18 protein-coding genes are annotated in these 16,870 nt (G+C 42.3%); 12 read left to right on the top strand and 6 right to left on the bottom strand.

What is annotated here, in order from left to right:
- Nucleotides 1-5: 5 nt before the first annotated feature.
- The 7 genes from gspH to gspN all read left to right on the top strand — a co-directional run bounded on the left by gspH (nt 6) and on the right by gspN (nt 5,194).
- On the top strand, nt 6-581 hold the full coding sequence (gene gspH, locus Q4591_RS10170) for a type II secretion system minor pseudopilin GspH (RefSeq protein WP_102476459.1): 576 nt from the start codon (nt 6-8) through the stop codon (nt 579-581).
- A complete protein-coding gene (gene gspI / locus Q4591_RS10165; RefSeq protein ID WP_076541330.1) occupies nt 568-936 on the top strand; it encodes a type II secretion system minor pseudopilin GspI in 369 nt (122 codons plus the stop codon). The genes gspH and gspI overlap by 14 nt, the downstream gene beginning before the upstream one ends.
- The gene (gene gspJ, locus Q4591_RS10160; protein ID WP_102436033.1) at nt 926-1,660 is read left to right on the top strand and encodes a type II secretion system minor pseudopilin GspJ; all 735 of its coding nucleotides are present in this window, start codon (nt 926-928) and stop codon (nt 1,658-1,660) included. Before gspI ends, gspJ begins: the two co-directional genes overlap by 11 nt.
- Nucleotides 1,660-2,661 (top strand): type II secretion system minor pseudopilin GspK, encoded by a 1,002-nt coding sequence (gene gspK, locus Q4591_RS10155; protein ID WP_102436065.1) that lies wholly within the window; start codon nt 1,660-1,662, stop codon nt 2,659-2,661. The genes gspJ and gspK overlap by 1 nt, the downstream gene beginning before the upstream one ends.
- Before the next feature lie 78 nt (nt 2,662-2,739).
- Nucleotides 2,740-3,942 carry a type II secretion system protein GspL gene (gene gspL, locus Q4591_RS10150; protein WP_102436067.1) on the top strand — a complete coding sequence of 401 codons (1,203 nt, stop codon included), beginning with the start codon at nt 2,740-2,742 and terminating at the stop codon, nt 3,940-3,942.
- Between the two features lies 1 nt (nt 3,943).
- The gene (locus tag Q4591_RS10145) at nt 3,944-4,420 is read left to right on the top strand and encodes a type II secretion system protein M (protein WP_102436035.1); all 477 of its coding nucleotides are present in this window, start codon (nt 3,944-3,946) and stop codon (nt 4,418-4,420) included.
- 12 nt (nt 4,421-4,432) lie between these two features.
- On the top strand, nt 4,433-5,194 hold the full coding sequence (gene gspN / locus Q4591_RS10140) for a type II secretion system protein N (protein WP_102476458.1): 762 nt from the start codon (nt 4,433-4,435) through the stop codon (nt 5,192-5,194).
- Between the two features lie 90 nt (nt 5,195-5,284).
- Here gspN and yrfG read toward each other — a convergent pair whose 3' ends face one another.
- Nucleotides 5,285-5,959, bottom strand: a complete 675-nt coding sequence (gene yrfG / locus Q4591_RS10135) for a GMP/IMP nucleotidase (RefSeq protein ID WP_102436039.1) — start codon at nt 5,957-5,959, stop codon at nt 5,285-5,287.
- Between the two features lie 79 nt (nt 5,960-6,038).
- Between yrfG and nudE the strand changes: the two genes are divergently transcribed.
- From nudE to Q4591_RS10120, 3 genes are all read left to right on the top strand, one after another.
- Nucleotides 6,039-6,587, top strand: a complete 549-nt coding sequence (nudE, locus tag Q4591_RS10130; RefSeq protein ID WP_102436041.1) for an ADP compounds hydrolase NudE — start codon at nt 6,039-6,041, stop codon at nt 6,585-6,587.
- 168 nt (nt 6,588-6,755) lie between these two features.
- Nucleotides 6,756-7,565, top strand: a complete 810-nt coding sequence (cysQ, locus tag Q4591_RS10125) for a 3'(2'),5'-bisphosphate nucleotidase CysQ (RefSeq protein ID WP_102436043.1) — start codon at nt 6,756-6,758, stop codon at nt 7,563-7,565.
- 294 nt (nt 7,566-7,859) lie between these two features.
- Nucleotides 7,860-9,731 (top strand): MFS transporter, encoded by a 1,872-nt coding sequence (locus tag Q4591_RS10120; protein WP_303460922.1) that lies wholly within the window; start codon nt 7,860-7,862, stop codon nt 9,729-9,731.
- 122 nt (nt 9,732-9,853) lie between these two features.
- Here Q4591_RS10120 and mnmH read toward each other — a convergent pair whose 3' ends face one another.
- The 3 genes from mnmH to Q4591_RS10105 all read right to left on the bottom strand — a co-directional run bounded on the left by mnmH (nt 9,854) and on the right by Q4591_RS10105 (nt 13,210).
- Nucleotides 9,854-10,957 carry a tRNA 2-selenouridine(34) synthase MnmH gene (gene mnmH / locus Q4591_RS10115; RefSeq protein ID WP_102476455.1) on the bottom strand — a complete coding sequence of 368 codons (1,104 nt, stop codon included), beginning with the start codon at nt 10,955-10,957 and terminating at the stop codon, nt 9,854-9,856.
- 10 nt (nt 10,958-10,967) lie between these two features.
- Complete coding sequence (selD, locus tag Q4591_RS10110; protein ID WP_303412815.1) at nt 10,968-12,011, bottom strand: selenide, water dikinase SelD; 1,044 nt, start codon at nt 12,009-12,011, stop codon at nt 10,968-10,970.
- A gap of 95 nt (nt 12,012-12,106) precedes the next feature.
- On the bottom strand, nt 12,107-13,210 hold the full coding sequence (locus Q4591_RS10105; protein WP_102476453.1) for a fatty acid desaturase: 1,104 nt from the start codon (nt 13,208-13,210) through the stop codon (nt 12,107-12,109).
- Nucleotides 13,211-13,354: 144 nt separating this feature from the next.
- On the opposite strand from Q4591_RS10105, the gene fabR reads away from it, so the two are divergent.
- Nucleotides 13,355-13,969 carry an HTH-type transcriptional repressor FabR gene (gene fabR / locus Q4591_RS10100; RefSeq protein ID WP_076541308.1) on the top strand — a complete coding sequence of 205 codons (615 nt, stop codon included), beginning with the start codon at nt 13,355-13,357 and terminating at the stop codon, nt 13,967-13,969.
- Nucleotides 13,970-14,056: 87 nt separating this feature from the next.
- Here the strand turns inward: fabR and trmA are convergent, their stop codons facing one another.
- The gene (trmA, locus tag Q4591_RS10095; RefSeq protein WP_102436053.1) at nt 14,057-15,154 is read right to left on the bottom strand and encodes a tRNA (uridine(54)-C5)-methyltransferase TrmA; all 1,098 of its coding nucleotides are present in this window, start codon (nt 15,152-15,154) and stop codon (nt 14,057-14,059) included.
- Nucleotides 15,155-15,296: 142 nt separating this feature from the next.
- Here trmA and murI point away from each other — a divergent pair, with 142 nt between their 5' ends.
- Complete coding sequence (murI, locus tag Q4591_RS10090; protein WP_102436055.1) at nt 15,297-16,097, top strand: glutamate racemase; 801 nt, start codon at nt 15,297-15,299, stop codon at nt 16,095-16,097.
- Nucleotides 16,098-16,107: 10 nt separating this feature from the next.
- Here murI and Q4591_RS10085 read toward each other — a convergent pair whose 3' ends face one another.
- Complete coding sequence (locus Q4591_RS10085) at nt 16,108-16,566, bottom strand: RNA-binding protein (RefSeq protein ID WP_102436057.1); 459 nt, start codon at nt 16,564-16,566, stop codon at nt 16,108-16,110.
- Nucleotides 16,567-16,870 lie beyond the last annotated feature (304 nt).

Genomic DNA, 16,870 nt, shown 5'->3' with positions numbered 1-16,870 from the left:
AGATGATGATATCTAAACGCCAATCGGGGTTCACCCTCTTAGAAGTATTGCTGGTTGCCTTATTGATGGGGTTAGCTGCGGCTGCCGTCACGATGACAACCAGTACTTCAGGGCCTGAGCAAGCGTTAAAAAAAACGGCCCGTCAGTTTATTGCGACCACTGAATTAGTGATTGAAGAAACCATTTTAAGCGGTCAATTCTTAGGTATCGTCGTCGAAGAAGATGAATATCAATTTGTCTATTACGATGAAAAAAAATGGCACCCTATAACCCAAGATCGTCAACTGGCCCCAAGGCAAATGGACCCGGGTGTGAGTTTGAGTCTACTGCTTGATGGCTTGCCATTAGTTCAAGAAGATGAAGATGATGAATCTTGGTTTGATGAGCCATTAATTGAAGCCTCAAAAGAAGATAAAAAGAAAAATCCCGAGCCGCAAATTTTACTGTTTCCCAGTGGTGAAATGTCGACGTTTGAGTTGAGTTTTTTGACCGATGACGACCAAGGTAAAGAGATTGAAGTGTTAGTGGTGGGTGATGCATTAGGGCGTTTAGCCATAGGAAGCTTTGATGAAATACAGTAAAGGTATGACCTTACTTGAAGTCATAGTGGCCTTGGCGGTGTTTTCTATTGCTGCGGTTGCTGTCACCAAAAGCATTGGCGATCAAATGGCCAACCTGCCGATTTTAGAAGAGCGAACCTTAGCCCAATGGGTTGCTAGCAATCAAATGGTTGAGGTTAGATTAACGCAGCCTTTTCCTGAGCTGGGCACTAAAAATGGTCAGGTAGAGTTAGCCGATAAAGATTGGTATTGGCGTCAGGAAGTGATTAAAACCACCGACGACAATTTCAGAATGATCAGAGTATTAGTCAGTGATGATGACAGATTTAATCGCACCGTCGCACAAGTGAGTAGCTATGTTCACAATGAAGGCTAAGCGCTCAAGACACAGCGACAATCATCGCCAAGCAGGCTTTACTTTGCTGGAAATGATGATTGCTATTGGTATTTTTGCCATGATCGGGCTGGCATCGAACTCGGTACTGTCAACCGTGATGAAAAACGATGAAGCCACCAAAGAATTTTCAATCCGTTTGAAAGCCTTACAGCAAGGTTTTGGCATTATCGAACGTGATTTAGGCCAGATGGTAGCCCGAACACAACGTGGCCTAGACGGCGAGCGTACCACCACTGTGTTTCAAACGGGCGATAACATGCTGGACTCAGAAACCGAAGCGCTGGTGTTTTTCCGTTTAGGTTGGCTCAACCCTGATGGCATGTTGCCAAGGGGTAGTTTGCAATCGGTGTCATATGTGGTGCAAGAAGGCCGCTTAGAGCGTTGGTACTATCCTTACCCTGAGCCAGAAATTGGTGCAGAGCCATTAAAAAGTTTGATCATTAAAGATGTTATCTCCATCGAGTATTCGTTTTTTGTCGGTGATAAATGGGAGCGTAAAGTTGATGCTTCACAACTGCCACTTGGCATCGCGATGAAATTAGAAATTGAAGGCTTAGGTATCATTGAGCGTCGTTTTCTACTGCCTAAAGGTGGCGGTGATGCCGCAGCCAGTAACGGCGACAATAACGATGATAATGGTAGTAACGATAATACTGATAACGACAATGATACTGATGGCTCTAGCACGGGTGAAGACGGATGATGAAATATCAGTCGCCGGGGTTGCGTAAACAGCGCGGAGTCGCGTTATTAGTGGTGTTACTGGTGGTCGCTTTAGTGGTGATTATTGCGACCAATATTACCAGCCGTAATCAGTTATCCATGCGCCGTACCTTGAATTTAGCCCAGTATGATCAAGCCTATTGGTATGCTATTTCGGCAGAAGAATTAGGTAAAAAGATTTTAAAGCAAGATATGGAAGATGCTGACGGCACCGTACATTTACAGCAATATTGGGCTTTAGCTGATGTGATTTTTCCGGCTGAATACGGCGAAATTGGCGGTGAGATTAAAGATATGCGTTCTTGTTTTAATCTTAACGCTTTATCAGTTAAGTCAACAGAAGTTGAAAATGGCCAACCTAAATTATCATTAGCCGCGACTCAGTATATGTCACTGTTGGTTGCCCTAGGTATGGATGAATTTGGCGCCGAGCGGCTGACCCATACTTTGATTGATTATATTGACGAAGATACGGTAGCAATGCCCTATGGCGCTGAAGATGCCGATTATGAGTCTCGTAATACGCCGTATCGAGCAGCGAATACCTTGATGAATCATCGCAGTGAGCTGCGGGCGGTATTAGGATATAACCAGCAAGTGTATTTAACCTTGTTGCCTTATATTTGCGCGATACCAGGTAATAACCAACAATTGCTTAATGTGAATACCCTAGAGGTTGAACAAGCAGCATTGTTAGTGGGTATGCTAGAAAACAAGATTAGCCAAAGCGATGCGGAAAGTTTAATTAACCAACGACCTGCAGATGGCTTCGAAACCGCAGCAGAGTTTTGGGAAAATAATTCCTTAGCGAGTTTAGCCACTGAAAGTAATATGAAATCGAGCATAGTGGTAGATAGTAATTACTTCTTATTAAAAGCGGGCGCTAAAGTGGATAATGCGATGTTTAGAATGGATAGCGTTTTGCGTCGCAGTAATAACAAGTTTGATGTGATCAGTCGTCAATACGGTGATCAGCAATAATGAATATGGGTAACAATCCGCTTCAATTAACCTTGGCTAGTTTGGCCTGTGGCAGTTTGAAGCTTGTGGAGAATGACAGTGTCTGAACGGCTTTTTATCCGATTAGGGAAAACATCAACAAGTCCTTGTTCGTGGCTGGTATGGTCAGAACAAGAGCAAGAAATTATTGCTTCAGGTGAGTTAAGTGATGCAGCGAGCTTAACCAGTTTGACTGAGCGCGCGGGCAATCGTCCGGTGGATGTGTTGGTGCCAGCGGCCAGTATGACATTGACTCAAATTGCATTGCCTGAAAAAAATCAGCGCCAAGCGTTAAAGGCACTCCCTTTCATGCTAGAAGAAACCATCGCCTCTGATGTTGAAACCATGCACTTTGTGGTTGGCCCCCGTGATGGTGAGCAGCTAAATGTCGCCGCAGTGGCCCATGAGCAAATGCAAAACTGGTTATCTTGGCTGCTTGATGCTGGCATTAAAGTAAAGAGTATTGTCCCTGATTGTTTAGCCTTACCGTTGGATCAATGTAGCTGGGCTGCGCTGGATATGGGTGATGAATTGTTACTGCGTACCGGTGAAGGTAGTGGTGTGAGCTTGCCAAAAACATGGTTAGATTTCGCCTTACCTGAGCTGCTATCGCGTCGAAGTGATGCCGATTCTGCGCTAAAAATTGCCGCCTATAGCGAAGACTTAGTGTTTACCAATGCTGAGGTGGAAGCGAAACCATTAGATATTCCGATGATGGTATTGGCAAAGGGTATTTTACAGGCACCGATTAATTTATTAAGCGGTGTGTATCAGCCAAAGCGTGAATACAGCAAGCATCTGATGCTATGGAAAAATGCGGCTATTGTAGCGGTTATTGCTATCGTACTTGGGCTAGTGAATAAAGGCTTAACCATTCATCAGTTGAATCAACAAACCGCTGAAATAAAACAGCAAAGTGAAGCGATATTTAAGCGTGTTAGTCCAGGGGTAAACCGGATTGTTAATATTCGCTCGCAGCTGGACTCACAATTGCGCAGTCTTAAAGGTCAAGGTGGCGGTGCTGCTTTCTTTGACATGCTTGATGGCCTGAAAGAGTCATTTCAAAAAGTGCCCGATTTAAAACCGAACTCAATTCGTTTTGATGCAAGTCGTAATGAACTGCGCATGCAAGTGACGGCAAAAAGTTATGATCACGTGGATAAATTCAAGCAACTGGTTGAAGCGCGTTATGAGTTTGATATGGGTGCCATCAATAGCGGTGACAATGAAGTGAATACCACAATTACCTTGAAGGGCAAATAAGATGGAAAATTTGCAAATTTGGTGGCGTGGACTCGCGCAACGTGAACAGCAATTAGTCGGCAGTTGCGCAGTGTTTGTGGTTATTGGAATTTTGTATTGGGGCATTTGGAGCCCGATTGCAACTGCGGCAGACAATGCTGAAAAAGATCATCAAGCAGCCAAGCAAACCTTAAATTATGTTAAACAATCGGCGAATAAAATTGCCGGTTTAAAACAACAAGGTTCTGGGCCAAGAGCATCAGGCAGCTTAAGTTCGATTGTGAACCAATTAGCTGGCCAATATGATTTAGACATTACCCGTATGCAGCCACAGGGCAATAAAATCCAATTATGGATGGACGATGTGCCATTTGACAGCTTACTTGATTACTTGCATGAACTGGTTGAAGAAAAAGGCTTAACCCTAGAAAGTGTTGATGTATCAGAGTCTGACTTGGCAGGTTATGTCAAAGTGCGCCGTATTCAGTTATCTAAGTAAGTAGGTATAGAAGTGAGTTTGATTAAGAAAATTATTTTAGGTGTTTTTGTTTACCTGATCTTTTTGGTGGTATTTATCCCAGCAAATTGGCTAGTGGGGATTGCGCCATTACCCAATAATATCAAGGTAAGCGGTGTTAGTGGTACATTGTGGCAAGGCTCTGCTGATTTGGTGTCGATTGATCGCCGTTTGATTGAACAGGTGTCATGGGATTTAAATCCTTGGACATTATTTATTGGTCAGCTCAATGTCGATCTGCAGATTGGTAGCCGGGCAACGCCAGTTAGTGGGCAGGGTGATATTAGTTGGTCTTTCTCAGGTGTCTCAGCTGAAAACTTGCGCTTTGAAGCGCCGAATAAATTTTTATTAGGCAACGCAAAATTACCCTTTAGAACCATGGTAGATGGTGATGTCAGTTTAATTGTTGAAAGCCTTAAGCAAGGTACGCCTTGGTGTGAGCAGTTAACCGGTAAGCTATTTTTGAATGCTATTGATGTTAAAAATCAGTTTGGTGAATATCCTTTAGGGGATATCGCCCTAGGGTTGAGTTGTATTGATGGCCAAGTGCAATTGATGACTGATGACTCAATGAACAAAATGGGGATTCAAGGTAGCGCCACTTTAGGTGAAAATAATCGTATTGTGGTTAGTGCTAAGATCAAACCGACCCATGAGCAGCCACAAGATTTAACCCAAGCTTTAAGCTTTTTGGGTAAACAAGATAGCCAAGGCTATTACCCTGTTAATTATCAGGGCACGATTCCAGGGTTGTAGTAACGACTGCTTCATCAGAAATTTGAAAGGCAGCTGAATCACATCAGCTGCCTTTTTTATTGGCTATAAATTATTAGCTACCATAGGCACTTAGCCTTTAACTGCAGCTAATAAGTCTTGATGTAAGAGTTGGTAATCATCAATGGCAGGAAAATCGATGAAATCCTTATTGGGCTTTTGACTGTCAGGATTGCTAATACCTAATTGAAAGCCAACACCCGCCAAACGTGATGCTTCAAGAATATTTTCATTGTCATCAACAAACAAACAGCGGCTTGGATCTAAGTCATATTTCGCGAATGCTTGCTTCCAAAATTCAGGGTGCTCTTTAGGATAACCCGTTTCATGGCTCGACATCATTCCATCTAGGCCTCTTGCCAGTTCAGTATGTTCTAATTTAAGTTCTAGGCTTTTAGGATGGGCATTGGTTAACAGGATTCTTTGTTTACCTGCCGTAGCGAGCGCCTCTAAAAAGGGCATGCTGTCTTGGCGCATTTGAATTCGCTCAACCAGTGAATAATGCAGGGTGAGAATATCTATGTCTAATTGTTGCTGCCAAAAATCAATGCAATACCAGTCTAGGGTGCCAACAACCTTATGGTAAGACTGCTCGACTAGCGCCTGCGCTTGGGCTAAGGAAATTTGCTTTTGTGTACTAAGCTGTTGAGGTACCAAAGTTAACCAAAAATGGTTATCAAAATGCAAATCCAGCAAGGTGCCGTCCATATCGAGCAAAACTGTGTCTATCTTATGCCAAGGAAACATGTAAATTCCGGTTGTAGAATATAGCTAGGGTAGTAAGATTGTAACTGGTCTTACTAAATTCGTCATATACGAGGTTTTAATGACATCACGGCATAAAAAGCCCGAAATTCTTCATCGCGAAATTGTCGCCAAAAGTCGACTGTTTCAGATAGAACAGCTGCACCTAAAATTTTCTAATGGCATTGAGCGTCAATATGAACGAATGAGTGGTGGCAGCCGCGGTGCGGTCATGATTGTGCCTGTGCATCAAGGTCAATTTTTGTTGGCTAAAGAATATGCCGCAGGCACTGATAATTATGAGTTGGGTTTTCCTAAAGGCTTGATTGATCCCGGCGAAGAGGCTGTTGAAGCCGCGAATCGTGAGTTACAAGAAGAAATCGGTTTTGCCAGTCGTAAGCTGACCTTATTGAAAGAATTAAGCTTAGCGCCAGGTTATTTTGCCAGTAAGATGCAAATTTTCATTGCTGAAGATTTATATGAAAGCAGCCTAGAAGGTGATGAGCCTGAACCTATTGAAGTTATCCCGTGGGCGCTTGGTGAATGGCAAGCGTTACTGGATAACACTGATTTTTCAGAATCGAGAAGTGTGAGTGCATTATTTTTAGCCCAACAACATTTACAAGGTTAATCTTGCTACTGTGTTAGCGGCTAAATTTAGCCAATTGAGATATTGTAAGCGTTATTACTGACTGATGATTAAAATATTTCAGCTTACTCATCTAATTTAACTACAAATAAATCGTAAATTAGTCTAACTTGACACTATTCAGAGTATTATTTGGCGATTGGAGTCGTTATGAAGCCAGAAGAAGTAATTGAACAAGTCATCAGTATTGCCACCGAGGCGGGTCAAAAAATCCGCGATATTTATTTGAAAGGTGATTTTGATCGCGAAATAAAATCTGATAATACTCCTGTCACCTCAGCGGATCTGGCTGCAAATGAAATTATTTGTACTGAACTTGCTAAATTAACGCCTGATATTCCAATCTTAAGTGAAGAAGCTGCCGATATACCTTTTAATGAGCGTAGCGAGTGGCCACGTTATTGGTTAGTGGATCCATTAGATGGCACTGGTGAATTTATTGCTGGTAGTGGTGACTTTTCAGTGATTATTGCACTCGTTGAGCATAATCGCCCTGTGATGGGGATAGTGTATGTGCCGATGACAAACGTGTGTTACTACGCGATTGCAGGTTTAGGAGCCTACAAACGTGATGCTAACAATGAAGTGCGTATTAGCAGTAAACCACTTACTGATATTAATGAATCAGGTTTACGTCTTGCGGTAAGTCGTCGTCAAGACCCACAATCAGTATTAAAGTTACTCAGTCATCCTAGCAGTTGCGAATTAGTGGTGTTAGGCGGCGCAGCATTAAAGAGTTGTTTAGTGGCCGAAGGCCGAGCTGACTGTTACGTGCGTTTAGGGCCAACCGGTGAGTGGGATACAGGCGCTGCGCAAATTATTCTAGAAGAAGCAGGCGGCGCGTTAATGGATATTAACCTGCAACCGTTAACTTATAATGAACGTGAAACCCTTGAAAATCCAAACTTTATTGTTGTAGGTAGCCCGAATTTACCTTGGGACGATATCCTCACTAATTAGTCAGCTCGACATGACTTATTTAAGCCCTCTAGTAGAGGGCTTTTTTGTGGCCGCCATTTATAAAATACTCATGCTGTCTATAAATTAATGGGTTATGAGCATTGTTTTAATTTTGTTTGCTGTTAGTTTGTTGTTCAAAGCATTATTGATAATAGCGGCTTAAGGGCAAATGCAATGCGTGAAGGAGAGGGGGTGTTCACTCAGAGCTTCATTCATGGCTTAAATTACTTACCAAAATTGTTATCTATTTATATTCAAGGCTATACCTCAGGAATGGCAAAATAAGGATGTTTCATGGTATTAACCAAACGTTTTCTCCCTTACTTCATCACTCAGTGCCTTGGGGCATTAAACGATAATATCTATAAAAATGTGCTGCTATTACTGGTGACTTACAGCCAGGTAGATGCACTACCGATTAGCGTCAATATGTTTGTTAATTTAGCTGCCGGAGTGTTTATTTTACCGTTTTTCTTATTTTCAGCCCATGCAGGTGTCGTGGCTGACAATATGGACAAAGCGCGACTGATAAGACGACTTAAATTACTGGAGCTTATCATCATGTCTTGCGCGGCTTTTGCCATATTGTCGCAAAGCTATTTGCTGATGTTGGTGCTGCTATTTCTTACTGGCAGTCAATCGGCTTACTTTGGCCCAGTTAAGTATTCCTTATTGCCACAAACGCTTAAAGAAGATGAGTTAGTTACTGGTAATGCTTGGGTTGAAATGGGCACCTTTATCTCGATCCTTGCTGGCACCTTGTCTGCAGGTTTGTTAGTGGCAAGTGAGCATAGTTTACTTGGCGCTGCGGTGACTGTGGTGACGTTATCTATTGCTGGTTACTTATCAAGCCGGGCTATTCCTGCATTACCGCCACAAGGCACAATCAGTAAAATTCGTTTTACCCCTTTTACGGGAACATGGCGCAGTATTGCCAAAGTAAGGCAAACCCCAAGTATCTGGATGGCTATTCTCGCCATTAGCTGGTTTTGGTTTTTGGGCGCCACTTATTTAACCCAGTTCCCAAACTTTGCTAAATTACACCTGTATGCCGATGCGACCGTGGTGTCGTTATTGTTGGCATTATTTTCCATTGGTATCGCCATAGGCTCGTGGGTATGTGAGCGGATTTCCTATGGTCATGTGGAGTTAGGCGTGTTGCCGTTTGGGGTTTTAGGCTTAACGGTATTTGGGGTTGATTTAATTTTTGCTATTCCGCCAGCGCCATTAGATAGCAGTTTCGTATATAGCTTTAGTCGCTTCATCACTGATCCGCAGCATTATCGGCTGATGGCTGATTTGCTGTTTATTGGCTTAAGTGGTGGATTATTCATTGTGCCCTTGTATGCCTTTATTCAATCTAGGGCTGCACCAGGGGAGTGTGCCCAAGCTATTGCGGCAAACAATATTATTAATGCCTTATTCATGGTGATGGCGGCAATACTATCTATGTTGTTACTTGGCGTTTTAGAGTGGAGTATTCCGCAATTATTTTTACTCCTTGCTGGGTTGAACACTGCGGTGGCGTTATATGTGTATGCTCAGGTACCTGAGTTTGCTCAGCGCTTTATCAGTTACTTGTTGAGCCACTTGATGTACCGCGTCAGTGTTAATGGGCGTCTCAATATTCCGGCGCAGGGAGCTGGGGTGATTGTCTGTAATCATGTTAGCTATGTTGATGCCTTAATTATTATGGGTGCATCCACCCGTCCTATTCGTTTTGTGATGGATAAATCCATCAGTGAAATTCCGCTATTAAAATATCTCTTTCGCCATGCTGGAGTTATTCCTATTTGCTCACCTAAAAAGTGTGAAACCACCTACAAGCAAGCATTTGAGCTAATCCATCAAGCCCTTGGTAATGAGGAGCTAGTGTGTATTTTCCCTGAAGGACGTTTATCTGTTGATGGTGAAATTGCTGAGTTTAGACCCGGTATCGAAGCGATTTTAGCGAGAGATCCCGTCACAGTAATCCCGATGTCATTACAAGGCTTATGGGGCTCATACTTTAGCCATAAAGGCGGCCATGCACTGACAACACTGCCGAAGCGTTTTTGGTCTAGGGTGACTGTGAATATTGATGCAGCGGTCGATGGGGTCTCACTGGGTCGCCATGGGCTACAAGCTAAGGTCACTGAGTTATTTGATAGCACAACTACTCGTTAAATGAGAGCGCTAATGGTCGTTAAGTGATGGAGCTAAAACACGAGTATAAGTGGTTGCTCTATCTTTGCTATGTGATACTCATAACAGCAACCGTTCGTTGTTATGAGTGCAGAGTGTGTGAATTATCCTGCTAGCTGATCTAAATATTGCTGGATCGCAATTTTATCACCACTAAATATTACCCTTTGCTGACGTTTGCTCATTTGGTATTGATACATAGGGTCGTAATAGCGCTCTAATAGTATTGAAATCCAATCAAAATGTTCATTAGCATCGTTTATTGAAAACTGTCGATTTATGGCGCTTTCAATAATGGCACTGAGCTGTTGGTGTTGCTTGCCACCTAAGCGTTTTTTGATGCTATTAATGCTGCTAAGCAGGTATTGGCTAAACTGTTCTTTTCCATGTTCTGCGCCATATTTATTGATAAAGGCGGCTGACTTATCAATAACATAGTCTTTATGTATTCTGTTTATACGATTCGCTAAGCTTTCTTCTAATACAATCATCTCACTGGCTTGCATCGCTTGGTAAAAAGCTTTGGGTATGGCTGAGCGCCCGATTAAGAAGCTTTCGTCTTCTAACAAGATTTTATGTTGTGGCAATTGCTGATGTTGTAGTAGCTGTGTCGCCAGCTGATTTTCGAAATTAATTTGAGTTGGTTGGGGCTCAAGGTTCTTACCAAAGCTTGAGCCGCGATGATTGGCAATGGCTTCTAAGTCAATGGACTCTGGTCGCAGTTGTAAGAGCTCGGTCTTGCCGCTGCCGGTGCTGCCGCTTAAAATGACTAAGGGCTGCAAAGTCGCCGCGGTATCAATGATATCAATTAAATATTGGCGCATGGCTTTATAGCCACCTTCAATATAAGGGATATCGATGCCGGCCTCTTTCAGCCATTGCTGTGACAACTTTGAACGTAAGCCACCACGAAAACAATATAGGTAGCTGTTGGGGTGCTTAGCGATAAACTGCTGCCAGCTTTCAATGCGCTGCTGTTTGGTTTTGCCATTAACCAATTGATGACCTAATTCGATAGCCGCCTGTTGTCCTTGCTCTTTATAGCAAGTACCAACCTTGGTACGTTCACTGTCATTCATCAGCGGGAAATTGGCCGAATGCTCGAAGGCGCCTTTACTAAATTCGATGGGGGCGCGCACATCAATGAGCGCACGCTGCTGAAGGAAAAGACGTTGATACTCGGTTTTAGCAATGATGTTAGCAAGCATTTGTTACTCTCTATGTCAGTGTAATTAATGCGCTATTGGTATTTGAAGCGCTCAATTCACCAATGCAAATAGGGGCAATATTTTGCGCCTCAAGTAAAGCAACCAGTTGTTGTTCTGCGTCAGCGCTTACCGCAATCAACAAGCCGCCACTGGTTTGCGGATCGCACAGAATCGCTTTTTGTTGCTCGCTCATTTTAGGTAAGTATTGCTGATAACTGTCGAAGTTGCGTTGGGTTCCGCCTGGGGTGCAACCTAAGTTTAAGTAGTGCAGCGCTCGGTCTAATAATGGGATGTTATTAAATACTAAATTCGCAGTGACATCGCCGCCTTGGCAAACTTCAATCAAATGACCTGCCAAGCCAAAACCCGTGACGTCTGTCAGTGCATTTACTCCAGCGATTGCCGCAATATCTTGGCCGGCCTTGTTTAGCTGACACATGGCATCAATGGCAATCATACTGTCTTGCTCTGTGAGTTTTTTTTGTTTTTGCGCGGTAGTGAGGATACCGATCCCTATCGGTTTAGTGAGATACAGTTTATCGCCAGCTTTTGCCGTATTATTGCGCTTTAATTGCTCAAGAGGGATTTGTCCGGTTACCGCCAATCCAAAAATCGGTTCAGGTGCATCAATGCTGTGACCGCCAGCTAACATTATTCCCGCATCTGCGCAGGCTTGGCGCCCGCCTTCAATAACCTTTTGAGCCACTTCTGCAGCTAAGATATTCACTGGCCAGCCAAGTATGGCAATAGCCATGATAGGCGTGCCACCCATGGCATAAATATCGCTGATGGCATTAGTGGCCGCGATACGCCCAAAGGTGAAGGGGTCATCCACAATCGGCATGAAAAAGTCTGTAGTACTGATAATGCCTGTTTCATCATTGAGTTGGTAAACTGCTGCATCGTCACGGGTTTGATTGCCGACTAATAATTTAGGATCGGTAAAAGAGGGTAAAGATGAGGCAAGTATGGTGCTAAGTACCTGCGGGGAAATTTTACAGCCACAGCCGGCGCCGTGGCTATATTCAGTAAGTTTAACTGACGATTCAGACATTAATGGGTAACCCTTAAAAAGGAAGATTATCCATCATAAACACATACGGCTACCTTGCAAGGTAGCCGTTTACTTTTAATGGGTTAAAACAGACTTTAATAAGCAGCAGTGAGGCTATTCCAGTTTTTCTTTTGGGCTAACAAACGTGCTTTTAATTCTTCGACCTGCAATTTTAATTGCTGGTTGCTCAGTTGTTTACGTTTGGCATCTAGCAGTACCTTTTTCGCTTGATAATAATCCACTAGATGTTGCTTCATAAGATCATATTCGGCTTGGAAATTAGCGATTATTTCATCACAATTTGGTAAATGTGCGACCTTATTTTGCGCTCTTAATAATTGCATTTGAAGTTTGGCACTTTCGATTCGCTCTTGCGGTACTACTCGTAAATCAGTGGCTAAACCACACCATTGCATTGACTTAATTAGCCATTTTGTTGGGTCGTAATGCCACCACTTAATACCATTACGGTAGTCATTTTCAAAAATGTGATGAAAGTTATGATAACCCTCACCATAGGTCAGTAAGGCAATCATGCCATTATCTTTAGCCGTATTTTTATTGGTATAGGGCTGACTGCCCCAGACATGGGCTAATGAATTAATAAAGAAAGTACAGTGATGTACGACCACTAAACGTAATAGTCCTGCCATCAGCACCATTGAAATAATATCGCCATTGAGCCAGCCTAAAAATGCCGGTAGTGCGATATTCATCAATACCACTAGGGTAAGATAATGTTTATGCTGCCACATAACGATGGCATCTTTTTGTAAATCGCGGACGTTATTATAATCATGATAACGACTGGCTTGGTATTCACGTAGCATCCAACCAATATGACTATACCAAAAGCCCATTTTGGCTGAATAAGGATCTTTGTCGTTATTGTCAACGTGCTTATGATGGATGCGATGATCTGATGACCAATGCAGTGCACTATTTTGTAATGCTAATGCACCGCCAAGGGCAAATAAGAATCGCATTGCAGGATGCGCTTTATAAGCTTTGTGAGACCATAATCTATGGTAACCGGCGGTAATTGAAAGGCCGCTAGCAAAGGCAAGTACCACAAAAGCAATCCACTCAATAGCTTCAAAGCCATGTGTAAAGCCACGCCACGGCACTAAAGTCAGCGCGCCAAGTAGTGTTAGCGCAAATAAAGCAGTATTTAACCAAATAATCGGTGGTTTTTTCATTAAGATAATCCATGATTCTTATTGAGCGTACAGTTGTAAGCTAATTTAGCTCACCAACTTTATTCGGTCAAGTATCTCGGGGCTGTGTTTTTAGCTTAAAAGCGGTATTATCTGTGCAATAACATTTACTAAATGGATCTTTACATGGGTGTAAGAGCATTACAGAAAGAAAAAACCCGTCGTGCATTGGTAGATGCCGCTTTTAATCAATTAAGCGCTGAACGTAGTTTCTCCAGTTTAAGCTTGCGAGAAGTGGCAAGGGAAGCGGGCATAGCACCAACCTCTTTTTATCGTCATTTCAAAGACATGAATGAACTTGGTTTAACCATGGTTGATGAAGGTGGACTCACACTTCGACAAATGATGCGTAAAGGTCGCCAGCGCGCAGAAGCGGGTGGCAGTGTCATTCGCATCTCGGTTGACACGTTTGTGGAAGTATTAGAATCAAATCCCAATGTTTTTCGAATTCTATTACATGAGCGCTCAGGAACGTCAGCGGCTTTTCGTGCCGCTGTAGCAAGAGAAATAGAACACTTTATTTCAGAGTTGTCTCATTACACAGAGGCGACTGCTGGAAGAACGCCGATGCTAGCCAGAGTACAAGCAGAAGCTTTAGTTACCCTAGTGTTTAACGCTGGGGCATCAGCTTTAGATATGAAACGAGCTGACAGAAAAGTATTAGCCGATCACTTAGTGCTGCAATTGCGCATGGTGGCAAAAGGCGCAGAAGCGCTGCAACATAAAGTTGATACTAAATAGCATCAGTGAATTAATAGTAAAACTTGCGCAATAAAAAAGCCGTTATGGATAATTCATCCCATAACGGCTTTTTAATATGTGTTGAACCTACTTACGTTCTAGTAGTACACCTGATTCCATATGGTGGGTATATGGGAATTGATCAAATAAAGCGAAACGGGTGATCTTATGGGTGCTTCCCAGTACCTCAAGGTTTGCTTTTAGGGTTTCTGGGTTACATGAAATATATAAAATGCGGTCGTAGTTTTGCATTAATGCCAAGGTGTCATCGTCAATACCCGCTCGTGGTGGGTCAACGAAAATGGTATTGCAATCGTAGCTATCTAAGTCAATACCTTCTAAACGTCTAAAGGTGCGTTTTTTCGCCATCGCATCACTAAAGTCTTCAGCAGACATACGAATGATTTGCACATTATCGACTTTGTTGATGGCAATATTATACTGCGCAGCATCAACAGATGGCTTAGCTAATTCTGTTGCTAGTACGCGGTCAAAGTTTTGCGCTAAAGCGATAGTGAAATTGCCATTACCGCAATAAAGCTCTAATAAATCGCCAGTGCTGTCTTTGGTTGCTGAAATAGCCCATTCGAGCATTTTGACTGACACTTTCGCATTTGGCTGGGTAAAGCTATTTTCAATTTGTTTATAATGTAATTCTTGACCGGCTACATTAAGGGTCTCAACCACAAAGTCTTTATCTAAATCGATTTTAAGTTTACGTGCTCGGCCAATGATATTGACGTTAAACTTTTCAGCTAAACGCGCCTTCATTTGGGTCGCTTGCTCTATCCAAGTGTCACCTAATTGGCGGTGATAAAGTAACGACACTAAGATCTCACCGCTAAGCGTGGTTAAAAAGTCCACCTGAAATAACTTAAAGCGTAAATCATGATTAGGACGTAGCTCTTCCATTAATGCAGTCATCATTTCATTGATTAAAGTCCCTGCTGGCAAATATTGCTCACAGCGCACTTTCTCATCTAAGACTTTATCAAACATGTAATAGAATAAGTCATCGCCATCGTGCCATACTCGAAACTCGGCGCGCATACGGTAATGGGCTGGTTCTGAGGCAAAAACTTCTAAACTAGGCGGCGTAAAATCGGCAAAGTCCTGTTCAAGCTTGATACGCTTCTCTGCTAGTTGCGCATCATAGTTTTTAGGATCCATTGCAGCTAAATTCATTTTGTTCCACCATAGGCTGTAAATTAAGGGCGCAAATATTATACTACACAACGCTGATGTCCAGCGGATTGACTTAATCTTAATGGATTAAGTGGTTAATTTTATCTATACAGCTTTTATCACCCGCATTATGGAGAAGAGATTGTCAGGTCCAATACTTATTTTTGATTCTGGTATCGGCGGTTTATCCGTTTTAGAACACATTCAAACAAAAATGCCTGCTAAAGATATCTTCTATTTATTTGATAATGCCCGGCTACCTTATGGGGATCTAGCAGAACAAGCATTAATTGAAGGTTGTGTGGCACTGATTATCAAGCAAGTGGCATGCATTAATGCTTCCATTGTGGTCGTTGCCTGCAATACTGCCAGCACCTTAGTGTTACCGCATTTACGAAGACGACTAACCATACCCGTGGTGGGCGTAGTGCCAGCAATTAAACCTGCAGCGCAATTGACTCAATCCAAACACATAGCATTACTTGCCACGCCAGGGACAGTTGAAAGAGCTTATACTAAAGAGTTGATCCGTGAGTTTGCTGGTTGCTGTGAAGTGACTTTGATTGGTTCATCTGAATTAGTGCTTATTGCCGAAGAGAAAGCTAAAAGAAACCCAATAAACTTAAATGCGATAAAACCAATCTTGGCTTCGATAAATGGCACTGATATAGATACCTTGGTTTTAGGCTGCACTCACTTTCCGTTATTACGCCAAGAAATAGCTGAGTGCATTAGCCATCCAGTAACGCTATTAGATTCCGGCGAAGCCATTGCAATAAGAGTGGCGTCATTATTAGAAACAATAAACAGGTCAGCTAAAGGTAAAACGAACAAAGTAGGCAGGTTAACAGCGGGATTTACAAAGAAGATAGATAAAGGCTTAGCATTAACATTAGCTGACTACGGTTTTAAGCAACTAGAGTGCATTTCCGTAGGCAGCTAATAGAAGGGGTTTAGTCTTCTTTATTTGACTCAGATGGATCTGACTCTTGTGATTTAGCTTCACGCACCTTTAGTGTGCGTTCTTGGAAACTGTAATCGTTTAACTTGTTCATTGCTTTCTTGGCGCCAGTTTCAGACATTTCAACAAAACCAAATCCCTTACGGCGACCTGTTTTTCTATCTCTAACTAAACGTACTGAATTAACTGGTCCATATTCGCCGAATAAAGCTTTCACTTCACCTTCATGAACACGGTAAGGCAAGTTACCAACATAAAGTGTCATTGTTGGGCCAACATAAGGCTTATTTGAATCAGTTGCAGTTGAAGACGGAACAAAAGTGAATATAAGACTCGCTAACATAACACCAGCGATGAAAGACACGACTAATTGAACATTGGTAGAAAGAGCATAAATAACGATTGCACCTATAAGGGCAATAATTAGGGTAATAACAAATGACTTTTGCATATGATTGTCTCTAATAAAAATGAAAAATGATAAATAACTGTTAAAAACATTGCTATGGTAATGAATTATTGAAGCTTTCACCATACTCTGATGAAAATATGACCTCAAAACACGATAAAAACCATATTACTGATAGTTACTGTAGGACAAAAGTGTTCTTTAAATACCCATAATAGTTAAAAATAAAACGATCTGTTCAAAAGCTATTCGCTTAAACGGTTTTTATATAAAAAGCCCTTGCACCAATTCAGAATCTGCCTATAATGCGCATCCACTGACACGGCAAACCACGCACTAGCATGGG

Origin of the sequence: Shewanella sp. 3_MG-2023, assembly GCF_030548765.1 — a bacterium.
In the GTDB taxonomy this organism is placed as follows: Bacteria; Pseudomonadota; Gammaproteobacteria; order Enterobacterales; family Shewanellaceae; genus Shewanella.
Note: the sequence above shows the minus strand (reverse complement) of the source record. Positions and strands in the feature narration are given on the sequence as shown.